Annotated in this window: 7 protein-coding genes; all 7 read left to right on the top strand. The window is 74.2% G+C overall.

The annotated features are described in order from the left end of the window. Positions 1 to 3 precede the first annotated feature (3 nt). The 7 genes from ABD160_RS12695 to ABD160_RS12725 are packed head-to-tail and all read left to right on the top strand — an operon-like array spanning position 4 to position 17,440. On the top strand, positions 4 to 1,524 hold the full coding sequence (locus tag ABD160_RS12695) for an ABC transporter substrate-binding protein (RefSeq protein WP_344021846.1): 1,521 nt from the start codon (positions 4 to 6) through the stop codon (positions 1,522 to 1,524). After that, entirely contained in the window at positions 1,521 to 2,468 is a 948-nt protein-coding gene (locus tag ABD160_RS12700; protein WP_344021848.1) for an ABC transporter permease, read from the top strand. The genes ABD160_RS12695 and ABD160_RS12700 overlap by 4 nt, the downstream gene beginning before the upstream one ends. Then, positions 2,452 to 3,264 (top strand): ABC transporter permease, encoded by an 813-nt coding sequence (locus tag ABD160_RS12705; protein ID WP_344021850.1) that lies wholly within the window; start codon positions 2,452 to 2,454, stop codon positions 3,262 to 3,264. Before ABD160_RS12700 ends, ABD160_RS12705 begins: the two co-directional genes overlap by 17 nt. After that, positions 3,261 to 4,226, top strand: coding sequence for an ABC transporter ATP-binding protein (locus ABD160_RS12710; RefSeq protein WP_344021852.1), 966 nt, complete (start codon positions 3,261 to 3,263; stop codon positions 4,224 to 4,226). Before ABD160_RS12705 ends, ABD160_RS12710 begins: the two co-directional genes overlap by 4 nt. Then, complete coding sequence (locus ABD160_RS12715; protein WP_344021854.1) at positions 4,223 to 5,188, top strand: ABC transporter ATP-binding protein; 966 nt, start codon at positions 4,223 to 4,225, stop codon at positions 5,186 to 5,188. Before ABD160_RS12710 ends, ABD160_RS12715 begins: the two co-directional genes overlap by 4 nt. A 20-nt stretch (positions 5,189 to 5,208) precedes the next feature. Continuing rightward, on the top strand, positions 5,209 to 6,231 hold the full coding sequence (gene rfbA / locus ABD160_RS12720; RefSeq protein ID WP_344021856.1) for a glucose-1-phosphate thymidylyltransferase RfbA: 1,023 nt from the start codon (positions 5,209 to 5,211) through the stop codon (positions 6,229 to 6,231). Then, complete coding sequence (locus tag ABD160_RS12725; RefSeq protein WP_344021858.1) at positions 6,224 to 17,440, top strand: type I polyketide synthase; 11,217 nt, start codon at positions 6,224 to 6,226, stop codon at positions 17,438 to 17,440. The genes rfbA and ABD160_RS12725 overlap by 8 nt, the downstream gene beginning before the upstream one ends. Positions 17,441 to 17,466 lie beyond the last annotated feature (26 nt).

Below are 17,466 nucleotides of genomic sequence, written 5' to 3' on the forward strand. Positions count from 1 at the left end.
TCGATGCTTCGTCGCCTCATCCCGAGCCTGATCGCGGTCGCCGCGCTGGCTGCCTGTGGTTCCCCCGGCGTCACCCCCACCAGCTCCGGTCCGTCCTCGGAGCCGCAGCCCGGCGGCACGATCACGATCGGTATCGACTCCGAGATCTCGGCGCTCGACCCGATCGCGAACCAGATCGCCGGCCAGGCGACGCTCGTCGTCGCCAATGCCGTGTACGAGCCGCTGTTCACCGACGGCCCGGCCGGCGCGCTGGAGCCCGGCCTCGGCGAGTCACTGACCAGCGACGACCTGCGTACCTGGACCCTCGTCCTGCAGGAGGGCCGGACGTTTTCCGACGGCTCGCCGGTCACCGCGCAGGCCGTCGTCGACCACGTGAGGCGGCTCGGCGACCCGGCGGCGGAGTGCCAGTGCGCCGCGCTCGCCGCCGAGATCAGCGACATGGCCGTCGTGGACCCGAGGACCGTGACGTTCACGCTCGCCGAGCCGAACGCCGGCTTCCCACGCTACTTCACCCGCCAGCTCGGCATGATCGCGAGCACGACGGCTGAGGCGACCGATGGCAGCCCGCTGGGCGCCGGGCCGTACCGGTTCGAGGCGGCTGCGGCGGGCTCCTCGCTCACGGTCACCCGCAGCAGCAACTACCAGGGCCCCGCGCCGCACGCCGACACGGTCGTCTTCCAGTTCCTGCCCGACCCCGACTCCCGCTACCAGAGCCTCGCCTCCGGCACCGTCGATCTGGCCTGGGTGGACACCCCGAACCTCATCGCGCAGGCCCAGAGCGAGGGCCGCACCGTGGCCACCGCCAACGCCTCGACGACCACCGCCTTCCTCAACGCGCAGGTCGCGCCGTTCGACGACGTCCGCGTCCGGCAGGCGGTGCAGGCCGCCATCGACCGCGAGGCGCTGCTGGCCGTCGTCGATCAGGGGCAGGGCGTCGTCGCGAACGGGCCGATCCTGTCCCGCTCGCCGTATGCCTCGGGCACGCAGTACCCGGCCTTCGACCCGGACCGTGCGCGGGGGCTGCTCGCCGAGGTCGGCCAGCCGATCTCGTTCGCCTACACGACCGACTCGCGGCCGCAGTCAATGCAGCGGGCCACCGCGATCCAGCAGATGCTGGCCGACGTCGGCATCACGATGACGATCGACGTCGTCGACACCGCGACATGGGGAACGAAGCTGTACGCCGGGGACTTCGCGGCGATCGAGTTCGTCACGAGCGCCTACGCCGACTCCGACGCCGTCATGGGGATCTTCGAGCCCGAGGCGAGCGGGAACTTCGGCGGCTATATGAACCCCGAGGTCGGGGCACTGATCGCGCAGGGCCGCGGCACCGCCGACCAGGACGAGCGCAAGCGGCTCTACGCCGACGCCGCACAGAAGATCGTCGATGACGTGCCGGTGCTGTTCTTCACCGAGAGCCCGGCCGGCTTCGTGGCCGACACCTCCATCGGCGGCATGCCCGATCTCCACGACCGCAACGTCATCTCGCTTCCGCCCGGGCAGCTCTGGACGACGGCGCAATGACAACAGTCCTGCCGAAGGTCGTGCGCGGCCTGGTCGTCCTGGTGCTGCTCGGCATGCTGACCATGGCACTGCCGCTGCTGCTCCAGGGCGATCCCGCGATCGCGGTGCTCGGAACCGATGCGACCCCCGAGCAGCTCGCTGCCTTCACTGCTGCGCTCGACCTGGACGCCTCGCCTCCCGAACGGTTCGCGCACTGGCTCGGCAGCGCCCTCGGCGGTGACCTGGGGACGTCCCTGGTCACCGGCCTCCCCGTCGCCACCGAGGTCGGGAGCAGGTTGCCGGTGACCCTCGAACTGCTGCTGTGCAGCCAGGTGCTCACGCTGGCGATCACACTGCCGGTGGCGATGGGCTCGGCGTGGAAGCCCGGCGGGATCCTCGACAGGATCGCCTCGGTACTCGCCTTCGTGCTGATCTCGACGCCCGCGTTCGTGCTCGGGTTGGCGCTGATCCTGCTGCTGGCCGTCGGGACGGCGGTGCTGCCGGCCACCGGGTGGGCCGACCCGAGCGACCCGGTCGCGCACCTGCGCCACCTGGTGCTCCCGGTGCTCACGATCGCGCTCACCGAGGCGGCCGTGCTGACCCGGGTGCTGCGCGCCGACCTGATCGCGACGCTCGGGACGCCGTACATCCTCGCCGCCCGGTCCCGCGGGCTGTCGTCCTGGCGGCTGCTCGTGACGCGCGCGCTGCGGCCGTCGTCGTTCTCGACAGTCACACTCGTCGGGCTGGGCCTCGGGCTCGCGTTCGGCGGCTCTGTACTCGTCGAGACGATCTTCGCGGTGCCCGGGATGGGGCGGCTGGCCGCCAACGCGATCGCGGCCCGGGACTTCCCGGTCATCGAGGCGATCGTGCTGTTCTCCGGGGCCACGGTGGTGCTGGTCGGGATGCTCGTCGACATCGCGTACGGCGTGATCGATCCGAGGGCGCGGCATGTTCCGGCGCGCTGACCGCAGGCGGACCCTGCTCGTCCCGGTGCTGTGCTTCGCCGTGCTCGCGTTCGTGGTGGTCGGCGCGGTGCTGGCGCAGATCCTGCCGCAGCTCGACCCGCTGCGCGCCGACTTCCGGGCGCCGCTGCGCCCGCCGAGCCTCGAGCACTGGTTCGGCACCGACGCCACCGGCCGTGACGTCTTCGCGCGCACGCTGGCCGGCGGGGCGTCCTCGATCATCGTTGTGGCGCTGACGGTGGCCGTCGGGCTCGTGATCGGTGGCGGGCTCGGCGTGATCGCCGGATTCTCGCCCGGCTGGGTGGACTCCGGGATCGGGATCGTGCTCGACCTCGTGCTCGCGCTGCCCGGCCTGATCACTGTGATGATCGTCGTGACGCTCATTGGACCGGGACAGGTGACGATCGGGGCGCTGATCGGTCTGCTCATGGCGCCCGCCTTCGCGCGGGTCGCGCGGTCGGCGACGCTCAGCGTGCGGGGCCAGGACTTCGTACATGCCGCGCGCATCATGGGCGCCCCGCCACTGCGGATCGTGGCGAGCGAGGTCGTGCGGTGCGTGCTGCCCGCGGTGGCGGCCTACTCCTTCACCGCCGTCACGGTGGCGATCGTGGCCGAGGGGTCGCTCAGCTTCCTCGGGTTCGGGCTCGCCCCGCCCACGGCGTCGTGGGGCGGCCTCATCGCCGAGGGGCACACACACATCGCCAGCGCCCCGTGGATCTGCCTCGCGCCCGCCGTCGTGCTCTGCGCGACAGTGCTTGCGGTGAACGTGCTGGGGGAGCGGTGGGGACGAACGCGGTGACCGGTCCACTCCTGGAGCTCGACGACGTCTGCCTGCGGTTCGACACCCCCGCGGGCCCGGTACACGTGCTTGAATCCGTCTCGTTCGCGCTGGTCGAGGGGGAGAGCGTCGGGCTGGTCGGAGAGTCGGGCTCGGGCAAGTCCGTCCTCGCCCGTGCAGTGCTCGGCGCGCACTCCGGGCCGAACACGCCGGTCGTCAGCGGGAGCATCCGGCTGGAGGGCCGGGACGTCACCGCCGGGACCGAGCACAACCGCGCCGCCGCAATGGTCTTCCAGGACCCGTCGACGTCGCTGAACCCCGTCGTGCGCGTCGGGCGGCAGGTCCTGGAAGCAGTGCCACGGGCCGAACGCGGGACGCGGGCCGCGCAGCGCGCCACCGTGACCGACCTGCTGCGCGCGGTCGGGCTGCCCGACCCGCAGCGGCGCGCCCGCAGCTATCCGGCCGAGCTGTCCGGCGGGCAGCGCCAGCGGGTCGGCATCGCGGCGGCCCTGGCCGCCGGCCCGCGCCTGCTGCTCGCGGACGAGCCCACTACGGCGCTCGACGTGACCGTCCAGCAGCTCGTGCTGGACCTGATCGACGCCCAGCGCCGCGAGCGAGGCATGGCGCTGCTGCTGATCACGCACGATCTTGGTCTGCTGTCCGGCCGGACCGACCGGGTGGTCGTGATGTACGCGGGCCGCGTTGTCGAAGACGGGCCCACCGAGAAGGTCCTCACCGCGCCGCTGCACCCGTACACACGGGCGCTGCTGGGCGTAACCCCGCGCGTCTCACAACGGCGCCGCCCCCCGTTGCCCCAGATCCCGGGCGGGCTGCCGGACCTGCGCAGACCCCGAGCGGGCTGCCCGTTCGCACCGCGCTGCACCTACGCACTCTCCAAGTGCGAGACCGAGCGGCCGCCTGTCCTGCGTACGGGCCCGGGCCACGTGACCAGCTGCTGGGCAGCGACGGGGGTTCCGGTATGACCCGGCGGCGTGCGGATCTCGTCATCGAGGAACTCCAGGTGCGCTACCGCACCCGGAACGGGTGGGTGCCCGCAGTACGGGACGTCTCGTTCACGGTGCCCGCCGGACGCACGGTGGGACTGGTCGGGGAGTCGGGCTCCGGGAAGAGCAGCCTGGCCAAGGCCGTGACGGGCCTGGTCGCCCCCAGCGGCGGGAGCGTCACGTTCGCGGGCGAGCCGATCCGGCACCAGCCCGGGCCCGGCGGCATTCAGATGATCTTCCAGGACCCGGTCGCGTCGCTGCACCCGCACCGCACGCTGATCGACCTGGTTGCCGAACCACTACGGTGGGCGCGCGTCCCCCGGGACGTCCGGCGGGAGCGCGCCGCCGCCGCGCTCGCCGACGTCGGACTGGATCCCGCCCTCTTCGGCGTGCGCAGGCCCCACCAGATCAGCGGCGGCCAGGCACAACGCGTCGCGATCGCGCGGGCCGCGCTCGCCGAGCCCGACCTGATCGTCGCGGACGAGCCCGTGGCCAGCCTGGACGTGTCCGTCCAGGCAGGTGTGGTGAACCTGCTGCACCGCGCGGTCGCCGACCGCGGGGCGTCCCTGCTCTTCATCTCGCACGACATCGGTGTGGTCAGCGCACTGTGCGACGAGGTCGTCGTGCTCTATCTCGGGCGGATCTGCGAGTACGGCCCGACCGAGTCCGTCCTCGCCGCGCCCGCGCACCCCTACACCCGGGCGCTGCTCGACGCCGTGCCCGAGCCCGGGCGCGTGCTCCCACCGTCGCGGCTGCTCGCCGCCGAGCCACCGTCCCCCTCCGACGCACCGCCCGGGTGCGCCTTCCACCCACGCTGCCCCGACGCGGTCGCGCCGTGCCGGACCACCGTTCCGGCCACGCACGACCTCGGAGGGGTCACAGTGTCCTGTCATGTCGCGCGGTCACTGCCGATCGTGAGTTCCGAACCGATATCGACCTGATCGTTCGACAGGGGTATGCCATGAAGGGAATCGTCCTCGCCGGAGGCGCCGGTACCCGACTCCATCCGATGACCCGAGCAGCATCGAAGCAGCTCATGCCGATCTACGACAAGCCGATGATCTACTATCCGCTATCGGTTCTCATGCTGGCCGACATCCGCGAGATCCTGATCATCACTGCCCCGTCCGAGAAGACCGCGTTCCGGCGGTTGCTCGGGGACGGCGAGCCATTGGGCGTCTCGTTCACCTATGCCACCCAGGAAGAGCCTCGCGGAATTGCAGAAGCGTTGCTGATCGGCGCCGAACACATCGGCGAAGGCCCTGTGGCACTGATCCTCGGCGACAACATATTCCACGGCCAGGGAATGGGGGCAATGCTGCGCTCATGTATCGCCGACTTTGCTGGCGGGGAGCGGGGGGCGACCCTTTTCGGATACCCGGTTCGCGACCCGGAACGCTACGGCGTCGGTGTCGTAGACGCCTCGGGGCAACTGGTGGACATCATCGAGAAGCCGGAGCGGTCGCCCACGAACCTGGCCGTCACCGGGCTGTACCTCTACGACGACCAGGCCGTCGGTATCGCCCGGCAGCTGCGGCCGTCGAACCGGGGTGAGTTGGAGATCACCGACGTCAACCGGGCCTATCTGGCCCAGGGGGAGGCACGGTTGATCGACCTTGGCCGTGGCTACGCGTGGCTCGACACGGGGACACCGGACTCACTGCTCGCGGCGGGTCAGTACGTCCAGGTGCTCGAACACCGGCAGGGCGTGCGGATCGCCTGCCTCGAGGAGACTGCGCTGGAGCGGGGATTCATCGATGCGGCCGCGTGCGCCGCGCTGGGCCGAGCGCAGGCGAAATCCGGGTACGGCGAGTACGTACAGGCCGTCGCCTCCGCCCGCGGGTCGGATTCTCCCGATTCGTCGACACTGCTTGTCGGTTATCGGCCACCTGTAGTTCATTCCGATGCGTCGTCGCAATCCTGGCCGGGGGCCGGGATGGAGGATGCACAGCTGAATCACGTCGGAGGTGTGACGCGTGGTTGATTCGGGTCTCAGGGAATCCGGAACGGATAGCGTCGCAGTCGTCGGAATCGCCTGTAGGCTGCCCGGTGCCGGTGATCCCGGACAACTCTGGGAGCTGCTGCGCACCGGCCGCGACGCGGTTGGTACACCGGGTCCCGGGCGGCGGGCCGACCTCGCCGGGCCCGGCAGCGGGCCTGCCGGGCTCCTCGACCGGATCGACCTTTTCGATGCGGGGTTCTTCGGAATCTCCCCGGCCGAGGCCGTCGCCATGGACCCGCGGCAGCGGCTCGTTCTGGAGCTCGCGTGGGAGGCGTTCGAGGACGCCGCCCTCGACCCGCACCGGCTCGCCTCCGACTGCGCCGGAGTGTTCGTCGGCACGCTCGGGGACGACTACCGCGCGGTCGCGCCGCCCGCCGGCCGCTATTCCCTCACGGGGCTTGCGAACGGGTTGATCGCCAACCGGGTCTCCTACGCACTCGGGCTGCGCGGGCCCAGCCTCACCGTCGACGCTGCGCAGGCGTCGTCGCTGGTCGCCGTGCACCTGGCGGTGCAGAGCTTGCGCCGCGGCGAGAGCGACCTCGCCGTCGTCGGTGGCGTCAACCTGTTCACCACGACCGCCGGGTTCACGGCGGCGCAGGCGTTCGGTGCGCTGTCGCCACAGGGCAGGTGCCGGGCATTTGACGCGGGCGCGGACGGGTTTGTGCGTGGCGAGGGCGGCGCGGTTGTGCTGCTCAAGCCTCTGGTCGCGGCGCTGGCCGACGGCGACGTCGTGCGCGCGGTGATCCTCGGCAGCGCGACCAACAACGACGGGCCGACCGCCACGCTCACCACCCCCGATGGCGCGGCGCAGGCGGCGGTCGTGCGCGCGGCCTGCGCCGACGCTGGTGTCGCGCCGGATGCTGTCGAGCACGTGGAGCTGCACGGCACCGGGACCCCGGTGGGGGACCCGATCGAGGCCGCGGCGCTCGGGGCGGCGCTCGGGACGGGCCGGAGCGCGGGCGCGGAGCTGCGGGTCGGGTCGATCAAGACGAACATCGGCCATCTGGAGGGCGCGGCCGGGATTGCCGGGCTGCTCAAGACGGTGCTGATGCTGGAGCATGGCGAGCTGGTGCCCAGCCTGCACTTCACCGGGGCGCCGGAGTCGATCCCGCTGGACCGGTTTGGCCTGCGGGTCCAGGTCGCCGCCGAGCAGCGGGACCTGGCTGTCGCGGGCGTGAGCTCGTTCGGGATGGGCGGGAGCAACGCGCACGTCGTGCTGGGCCGGGCTCCCGTCGCGGACCGGCCGGCCGCGGACCCGGACAGCGGCGTGCCGTGGCTCTTGAGCGCGCGTGACCCGGCGGGCCTGGCCGCGCGGGCGGCCGACCTGGCGCCGCGCGTTGCGGAGCATGAGGACGCGCTCGATGCCGTCGCGGCGACGCTCCTGCACGGCCGCGCGCAGTTCGAACACCGGGCCGCTGTGTTCGGCCGGACGGCCTCGGAGTTGACCGCGGGCCTCACCTCGCTTGCGACCGGAACGCCGGATCCGGGACGTCTCGTGACCGGGGTCGCGCCGAGCCGCGGCCGCCGCGTCGCGATGATCTTCTCAGGCCAGGGTGCGCTGTGGCAGGGCATGGCCCGCGAACTGCTCGACACCCCGCCAGACCTGCTACCCGGCTTCGCGGAGACGATCGAGGCGTGCGCCGCCGCGCTGGCGCCCTACATCGACTGGTCGGTCGTCGACGTGCTGCGCGGTGGGCAGGGCGCCGAGCGGATCGAGGTGGCCCAGCCCGTGCAGTGGGCGATGATGGTGGCGCTCGCCCGGACCTGGCGCAGCCACGGCGTCGAGCCTGTGGCCGTGCTCGGGCATAGCCAGGGCGAGATCGCGGCCGCGTGTGTCGCAGGTGGACTGTCGCTCGACGACGGCGCCCGGGTCGTGGCGCGGCGGGCGCAGTCCTTCTCAGCCATCGACGACGCTGGCCTCGGCATGGCCGTCGTGTCCGCGCCGATCGCGACCGTCCGGGACCGGCTACGGGCCTACGGCGACCGCGTCTCCGTGGGCGCGGTGAACGGGCCGCTCACGGTCGTGCTGACCGGGTTGGCCACCGCGGTGGCGGAGGTCGTCGCCGAGTTCGACGCCGACGGCATCTGGACGCGGATCGTCCCGCTGCGTTACGCGTCGCACTGCCCGCAGGTGGAGCCGGTCTGCACGGCGATCGCGGAGCCGCTGCGCCCGATCTCGCCGCGCTCGTCGTCGGTGGGGTTCTACTCGACGGTCCTGGACCGTCTCGTGGACACGGCGACGCTGGACGTGCACTACTGGCAGGAGAACCTGCGTCGCACCGTGCGGTTCCAGGACGCCGTGCGCGGACTCGTCGCCGCGGGCTTCGACGCGTTCATCGAGTGCAGCCCGCACCCGGTGCTGGTCGGCCCCGTCCGGGACACAGTGGCGGAGCTGGGCGGCGACGCGGTCGCGCAGGGCACCCTCGAACGGGAGGCAGGCGGTCTCGCCGGGTTCCGCACAGCACTGGCGACGGCCCACGTGCACGGGCTCCCCGTCGATCTGGACCTGCTGTCCGGTAGCAGGGCGCGGCGCCCGGTCGCCCTCCCGACCTACCCGTTCCAGCGCAAGCGGCACTGGCCCGCCTCAGGTCCCGCCGATGTCCCGGTCGCCGAGCCGCCCGCGGAGCCCGTCGCCGAGACCCCGGCGACCCCGGTGGAGCCGCGCTCGCGCCGCGAACTGCTCGCTGTCGTACTCGCGCAGACTGCCGCGATCCTCGGCCACGACGGTGCCGAGGACATCCCCGCCGACCGCACGTTCCGCGATCTCGGCCTGGGGTCGCTTCCGAGCGTCGAGCTGCGCACCGCCCTCGCGACCGCGCTGGGCCGTGCGCTCCCGCCGACCGTCCTGTTCGACCACCCGACCCCCGCCGCGCTCGCCGCCCATCTGCACGACGGTTCCGCCGCCGCGGACACCGCCGCGGCGCCGGACGCGGATGCCGAGACCGACCCGGTCGCGATCGTCGGTCTGAGCTGCGCGCTGCCCGGCGGCGTGACCGGCCCGAAGCAGCTGTGGGAGCTCCTGCGCTCGGGCTCCGACGTGATCACCGGGTTCCCGACCGATCGCGACTGGACCGTCCCGGACCACACGTACTGCCGGTCCGGCGGGTTCCTCACCGGGGCCGCCGACTTCGATGCCGAGTTCTTCGGGATCGCACCCGTCGCGGCTCTGGCGATGGATCCGCAGCAGCGGCTGCTGCTGGAGCACTCTTGGACCGCTCTGGAGAATGCCGGGATCGCACCCGCGACGCTGCACGGCAGCGCGACCGGCGTCGTCATGGGCACCTGGGACACCGGTTACGCCGAGCTGTGCCGGCGCCACGGCGACGATCTGGCGGGGCACCTGACGACCGGCGGTTCGATGGCCGTCGTGTCGGGCCGTGTGGCGTTCGCGCTCGGCCTGTCCGGGCCCGCGCTGACGATCGACACGGCGTGCTCGTCGTCGCTGGTCGCGCTGCACACGGCCGTCGCAGCGATCCGTCGCGGCGAGTGCGACCGCGCGCTCGTCGGCGGCGCCACCGTGATGGCTAGCCCGGAGACCTTCGTCGGCTACGCACAGCAGCGCGGCCTGGCCGCCGACGGGCGGTGCAAGGCGTTCGCCGCGGACGCCGACGGGTTCGGTCCGGCCGAGGGCGTCGTCGTGCTGGTCCTGGAACGGCTCTCGGCCGCCCGGGCCGCCCGCCGTCCGGTGTGGGGGATCGTCTGCGGCTCGGCAGTGAACTCCGACGGTGCCTCCAACGGGCTCACCGCCCCGAGCGGCCCGGCGCAGGAGCGCGTCATCCGCGCCGCGCTGCGCGACGCTGGCCTCGCCGCGAGTGAGGTGGACGTGGCGGAGGCCCACGGCACCGGGACGGCGTTAGGCGACCCGATCGAGGCGGGCGCGCTCCAGGCGACGTACGGGCAGGCCGGGCGTCCGGTGCTGCTCGGCTCCGTCAAGTCGAACCTCGGGCACACGCAGGCGGCGGCCGGGCTGGCCGGGCTCGCCAAGGTCCTGCTCGCCCTCCAGGAGGCGACGGTCCCGCGGTCCCTGCACGCCGACCGACCGTCAACCTATGTGGACTGGGAGGCGGGGTCGCTGGACCTTGTCACCGAGGAGCGGCCGTGGCAGGCGGGTGAGCGTCCGCGCCGCGCCGGGGTGTCGTCGTTCGGCATCTCCGGCACGAACGCGCACGTGATCGTCGAGGAGCCCCCGACCCTGCCAGCCGTCCTGGCCGAGCCAGGCCTGGTCGTGTGGCCGGTGTCCGCGCGGAGCACCGTGGCGCTGCGCACGCAGGCCGGTCGGCTCGGCGACTGGCTGCGCGCCCACCCCGATGCCCCGGCGGTGGACGTCGCACATACGCTCGTCCAGGGCCGGGACCAGCATGAGCACCGGGCCGTGCTCCTCGACGGCGCGGACCGGACCGGCGCGCTCGCCGCGCTGGCGGCGGGCAGCGCCCACCCGGACGTGGTCACGGGCCGGGCGGCCACCGACCCTGCCGTCGTGTTCGTCTTTCCCGGCCAGGGCTCGCAATGGGCCGGGATGGCCCGTGAGCTGCGCGACCTCGAGCCGGTGTTCGCTGCCGCTCTCGCCGAGTGCGCGGCCGCGCTCGCGCCGCACGTCGACTGGTCGCTCACCGACGTCCTGGCCGACCCCGACGCGCTGCAGCGGGTCGATGTCGTGCAGCCCGCGCTGTGGGCGGTCCACGTGGCGCTCGCAGCGCTGTGGCGGCATCACGGCGTCAGCCCGGACGCCGTGGTCGGGCACAGCCAGGGCGAGATCGCGGCGGCGTGCGTCGCGGGAGCGCTGTCGATCAATGACGCCGCGACGGTCGTCGCCGTCCGCTCCCGCCTGCTGCGCCGGATCGTCGGCGCCGGGACGATGGCCTCGGTCTCCGCCCCGCTGTCCGAGGTGGCACCGCTGATCGCGCGCTTCGGTGACAGCATCGCGGTGGCGGCGGTGAACGGCCCGGGTGCCGTGGTCGTGTCCGGCGCGCTCGCCGCGGTCAACGAGTTCCGCGACTGCTGTCACGAGGCGGGGCTGCGCACCCGGTCCGTCCCGGTCGACTACGCCGCGCACTCCGCCTCCGTCGACGAGCTCGCGGACGAGCTGGCCGTGTCGCTGGCCGGGATCCGGCCGGTCGCCCCGGCGGTGCCGATGTGGTCCACCGTGGATGATCACGCCGTCGTGGGTCCCGAGCTGGACGCGACGTACTGGGTGCGGAACCTGCGCGAGACCGTCCGGTTCCACGACGCCGTAGAGGCTGTGAGTGCCGGCGGGCCGACCGTGTTCGTCGAGTGCAGCGCGCACCCGGTGCTCGTCCCGGCGATGGCCGCGGAGGCGAGCCTCGGCACGCTGCGCCGCGACGAGGGCGGCACCGAGCGGTTCCGCCGCGCGCTGGCCGAGGCCCACGTCCTCGGGGTGCCGGTCGACTGGCGCCAGGACGGGTCGCGGCTGCTGCGCCTGCCCGGCCACCCCTTCCGGCGCGAGCGGTTCTGGCCCGCGGCCCGGCCGCCCGCCCCCGCGGCGGACGGGCCGTTCTGGGCGGCCGTCGAGGCGGACGACCCTGCGGTGCTCGCGCGGCTGCTCGGGCTCGAGTCCGAGATCGCCGAGCGGGCGCTGCCCGCGCTCGCGGGCTGGCACGCGGACGCGGCCGAGCGGCGCGCGACGGAGGCGTGGCGCTTCCGGACGGCGTGGGTCCACCGTCCCGACCCCGAGCCCACAGTTTTCACGGGCATCTGGCTGCTGGTCGCCCCGGATGAACCGACGGACGCGGTCCGGACCTGGACGGACGCCGCCGCGGCCGCCGTCGCGGACGCGGGCGGCACGGCCGTCCCGGTCGCCCTCGACGACCTCGCCGACCGAAGCGCCGTCGCGCAGCGGCTGCGGGTCGCAGCGCAACACGGGCCGGTGGCCGGTGTCGTGTCGTTCCTCGGCCTGGCCGCCACCGGCTCGCCGACCGAGGCGGCAACCGCGCTCGCCGCGACAGCCGGTCTCGTGCAGGGCCTGACCGCGGCCGGGCTCGTCAGCCGGTTGTGGATCGTCACGACCGGGGCCACCGAGCCGACCGGCGCGCGCCACCTCGCTCAGGCCACCCTGTGGGGCCTGGGCCGGGTACTGGCCCTGGAGTCGCCCGAGCTGTGGGGCGGCCTCATAGACGTGTCCGCGGACTCGGCCGCCCACCGGCTCGTCGCGACGCTGGCCGCCGCCGACGGCGAGGACCAGGTCGCGTTGACCGACACCGGGCGACTGGTCCCGCGCCTGCAGCACCGCACCGTGCCCACCGCCCGCTGGACGCCGCGCGGGACCGTGCTGATCACTGGAGGGACTGGGGCGCTCGCCGGGCACGTCGCGGAGGTACTCGCCGCGCACGGCGCCGAACACCTCGTGCTGGTCAGCCGCCGGCTACCAGACGCAGAGGCGGTCGCCGCGCTCGACGCGCGGCTTGGCAGGGTCCGCGTGACGCGGCGTGCCTGCGACGTCGCCGACCGCGCCGCCGTCGCCGCTCTGCTGGTCGAGCTCGGCGCCGAGCTCACCGCTGTCGTACACACCGCGGCCGCGCTCGACGATGGCCTCGTCGACGAGCTGACGGCGCCGCGCATCGCGCAGGCGCTACAGGCCAAGGCCGTCGGGGCCACACACCTACACGAGCTCACCGCACACCACGACCTCGACGCGTTCGTGCTGTTCTCCTCGGTCTCCGCCACCGTCGGCGTGCCGGGGCAGGGCAACTACGCGCCCGGCAACGCCTACCTGGACGCGCTCGCTGTCCACCGGCGTGCGGCGGGGCTCCCGGCCACCTCGATCGCGTGGGGACCGTGGGCAGGCGGCGGCGCTGCGACCCAGGGTTCCGTGCTCGACAACATGACACGCCACGGGCTGCGGCCGATGGCCCCCGAGCTGGCCGCGGCGCTCGTCCTGGAAGCGCCGGACGAGCCTGCCGTCGCCGTCGTCGATCTCGACCGCGAGCGCTTCCACCCGGCGTACTCCGCCGCCCGGCACCGACCGTTCGTCGCCGACCTCCCGGGCGCGGCGCCCGCCGCACCAGCGGACGCAGACGGACTGCCGGGCCGGATCGCCGGCCGCCCGCGCGCCGACCAGCTCGCGACGGTCCTCGACACCGTCCGGGCACACGTGGCCGCCGTGCTCGGCCACGTGGGCCCGGACGCGGTGGAGGACGACCGAACGTTCGCCGCGCTCGGCCTGGACTCACTGACCGGCGTCGAGCTGCGCAACCGCATCGGCCGCGACACCGACGTCTGGCTGCCCGCCACAGCCGTCTTCGACCACCCGACGCCTGCCGCACTGGCGGAGCGGGTGCTCACGGAGCTGGGTGGGGCGAGCGCGGCTCCCGTGGCGGTGCCCGGGCCACAGCACACGGACGACGACCCCGTCGTGATCGTCGGGGTCAGCTGCGCGCTGCCCGGTGGCGTGACGAGCCCCGACGCGCTGTGGGAGCTGCTGCGCTCCGAGACGGATTCCGTGGGCGAGCTGCCCACCGACCGCGGGTGGGACCCGGCGCTGTTCGACCCGGACCCGGACCGAGCCGGGCACTCCTACACTCGCCACGGCGCGTTCCTCGCGGGCGCCGCCGAGTTCGACGCGAGCTTCTTCGGGATCTCGCCGCGTGAGGCGCTCGCGATGGACCCGCAGCAGCGGCTGCTGCTGGAGCACTCCTGGGCTGCGCTAGAGAACGCCGGCATCCCGCCCGCGGAGCTGCGGGGTACGGAGACCGGGGTGTTCGTCGGACTGAGCCCGCAGAACTACGCGGGCGCCGCCGCCGCGGCCGCCGCGCGGGTCGAGGGGTACGCGCTGACCGGTGCAGCACCCAGCGTCGCGTCCGGGCGGGTGGCATTTGCCCTCGGGCTGACCGGCCCGGCGCTGACGATCGACACCGCCTGCTCGTCCTCGCTGGTCGCGCTGCACACCGCCGTCGCGGCGGTCCGGCGCGGGGAGTGCGACCTGGCGCTCGTCGGCGGCGTGGCCGTGATGGCGACCCCGGCGGTGTTCGTCGGGTTCTCCCGGCAGCGCGGGCTCGCCTCGGACGGGCGCTGCAAGGCGTTCGGCGCCACGGCCGACGGGTTCGGGCCGGGTGAGGGCGTCGTGGTCTGCGCGGTCGAGCGGCTCTCGTCGGCCCGCGCGGCCGGGCGTCGGGTCCTCGCCGTTGTGCGTGGGTCGGCGGTCAACGCCGACGGCGCGTCCAACGGCTTGACGGCGCCGAGCGGCGCGGCGCAGGAGCGCGTGATCCGCTCCGCCCTGCGCAACGCCGGCCTGGGCGTCGAGGACGTGGACGTCGTCGAGGCCCACGGCACCGGGACGCGATTGGGCGATCCGATCGAGGTGGCCGCGCTGCAGGCCACCTACGGCCGGTCCGGCCGGCCGGTGGTGTTGGGTTCGGTGAAGTCCAACGTCGGGCACGCACAGGCGGCGGCCGGACTCGTCGGCCTGCTCAAGGTGCTGCTGGCGGTGCGGCACGGCGTCGTGCCGCGGACGCTGCACTGCGCGGAGCCGTCGCCGCTGATCGACTGGTCGGCCGGATCGGTCGAACCGGCGCAGTCCCAGATCGACTGGCCCGCGGGCGAGCGGCTGCGGCGGGCCGCCGTGTCCTCGTTCGGGATCTCCGGCACGAATGTGCACGTCATCGTCGAGGAGCCGCCCGCCGAGCCGGCCCCGGAGCCGGTGGGCACCGGGTCCGTCGCGTGGCCGGTGTCGGCCCGCTCGGCCGATGCGCTGCACGCTCAGGTGGTGGCCCTGGCCGGCTGGCTGGACGCGCACCCCGACGCGTCGGTGCACGACGTCGCGCGCACGCTCGCCACCCGCGAGGCGTTCGACCACCGGGTCGTCGCGGTGGGCGAGGACCGGGCCACACTGCTCGCCGAGCTGACCGGGGCCACCCGCGCGGAGGCCGGGACGCGACACCGGATCGGGATGGTGCTGCGCGAGCCGACCGACCCGGACGCCCTCGCCGCGCAGCTGGCAGGGGCCCCCGCGTTCGATGAGGCGTACGCGCGCTGCCGCGCCGCGCTGCCCGCGCTCACCGCACGTGGGCGAGCCTGGGCCGTGCTGGTCGGGCTAGGCGCGGTGTGGCAGGCGCACGGGGTGATCCCGGAGGCTGCGGTCGGCACGGGCGTCGGGCAGCTCGCCGCCGAGTGCCTGGTGGGCGTGCGCACCGTCGCGGGGGCTACGCGGCTGCTCGACGCGCCCCCTGGCCCGGCGGAGCTGCCCACGGGGATTACGACAGTGCTCGATAGCGCCGGGGCCGCGCTGCCACTGGTCCTCCCGCCGGAGCGGGGCGGGCTGCTCCGCGCGCTCGCCACGGCGTTCGCACGCGGGCTGCCGGTCGACTGGCGCCCGGCGGTGGACGGACGGCTGCTCGACCTTCCCCAGTACGCGTTCCAACGCCGGCGGTACTGGCTGAGCCCGCCCACCGCCGTACCGGAGGCGGCCGCGGACTGGCGCTATACGATCGACTGGGAGTCGCACACGGAGCCCGGGACCGGCGTGTCCGGCCGCTGGCTGGTCGCGGCGGCGCCTGGCGACCCGCGGGCCGCCGCCGCCGCCGAGGCGCTCGACGCCCAGGGCGCCACGGCTGTTCCGGTGCCGCTGGAGGCGCCCGACCGCGCAGCGGCGGTGCTCGCCGAGCACGGGGACGCCGCGGGCGTCGTCGCGGTGCTGGACACCGCGCCCGCCGCGCTGACGATCGCCCAGGCCGTGCTGAACGTCCCGGGCGCGCCGCGGCTGTGGTTTCTGACCCGCGACGCCGTCGCCGTCACCGGCGGGGCCCCGGACCCGGACGCCGCGATGGTCTGGGGGCTCGGCCGGGTGTTCGGCCTGGAGCACCCGCAGCGGTGGGGCGGGCTGGTCGACGTCGGGGGTCCCTCTGATGTGACCGCCGCCGTCGGGATGCTGGCGGGTGAGGAGGACCAGCTCGCCGTCCGGGACGGCCGGGTGCTGCGGCGCAGGCTCGTTCGGGCCGCGCCGACCGGGCCGACCTCCGCGGTTGTCCCGAGCGGGACGGTGCTCCTGACCGGCGGGACCGGCGGCATCGGCGGGCACGTCGCCCGCTGGCTGGTCGGCGCGGGTGCCGACCACGTCGTCCTGCTCAGCCGGGGCGGCCCCGACGCGCCCGGTGCGGCCGAGCTGGTCACTGAGCTGGCCGCGCTCGGCCCGGCGACGGTCTCGGTCCGTGCGTGCGACGTGGCCGACCGGGACGACCTCGCCGCCGCGCTCGCGAGCCTCGACGAGCCGGTGACGGCGGTGTTCCACGCCGCCGGGCTCGGCCAGGTCGGGGTGCCGCTCGCGGACATGCCGGTCGAGGAGCTGGAGCGCGTCGCCGCGGCGAAGGTGCGCGGCGCGCGGAACCTCGACGATCTCGTCGGGGATGTCGAGACGTTCGTGCTGTTCTCCTCGATCGCCGCGACGTGGGGTGGGGGTGGCCAGGGCGGCTACTCCGCGGCGAATGCCTACCTCGACGCGCTCGCCGCCGCCCGCCGCGCCCACGGCCGGGCGGCCGTGAGCGTCGCGTGGGGAATCTGGGACGGGCCCGGCATGGCCGACGGCGCCGGGAAGGCCGAGCTCGCCCGCCGGGGCGTGCGGCCGCTGGCTCCCGCGGCGGCGCTCACGCAGCTGCGCGCGGCGCTCGGGGCCGCCGAACCCTGCCTCGTTGTGGCCGACATCGAGTGGCCGGTGTTCGGGCCCGCCTTCGCCGCAGCGCGGCGGCGCCCGCTCCTGGACCGGGTCGTGCCCACCGCTGTGCTCACCGGGGTGCCGGCCGCCGAGCCGGTCGACGCTCCCGCGGAACGCGACATGCTCGCGCTCGTCGTCGCCGAGATCGCGCAGACCCTCGGGCACGACGACCCAGCCGAGCTCGACCCGGAACACCCGTTCGAGCAGCTCGGGGTCGACTCGATGGCTGCCGTCGAGCTGAGCGGGCGGCTGACCGACGTGCTGGGCCACGACGTGCCCGTCACCGACGTGTTCGACCACCCGAGCCCCACCGAGCTGGCGGCTCACTTGGGCAGGCCCTCCCCCGAGGAGGTGCTGGACCGCCTGCGCACCGCCGTGGATGACCTGGCGGCGGAGCTGGCCGCCGCAGCCGCCGCCGGCGTCACCGAGGCGGAGCTGAACGCCCTCACCCGCCGCCTCGTCACGGCGACTGCCGAGCCGCTGTCCGATGAGTCGATCGACGCGCTCATCGGCGAGCACGACCGGTCCTGACCACCCGCACCCAGAGCGCCGACGAA

It is taken from the genome of Pseudonocardia kongjuensis (assembly GCF_039526905.1).
GTDB lineage: Bacteria > Actinomycetota > Actinomycetes > Mycobacteriales > Pseudonocardiaceae > Pseudonocardia > Pseudonocardia kongjuensis.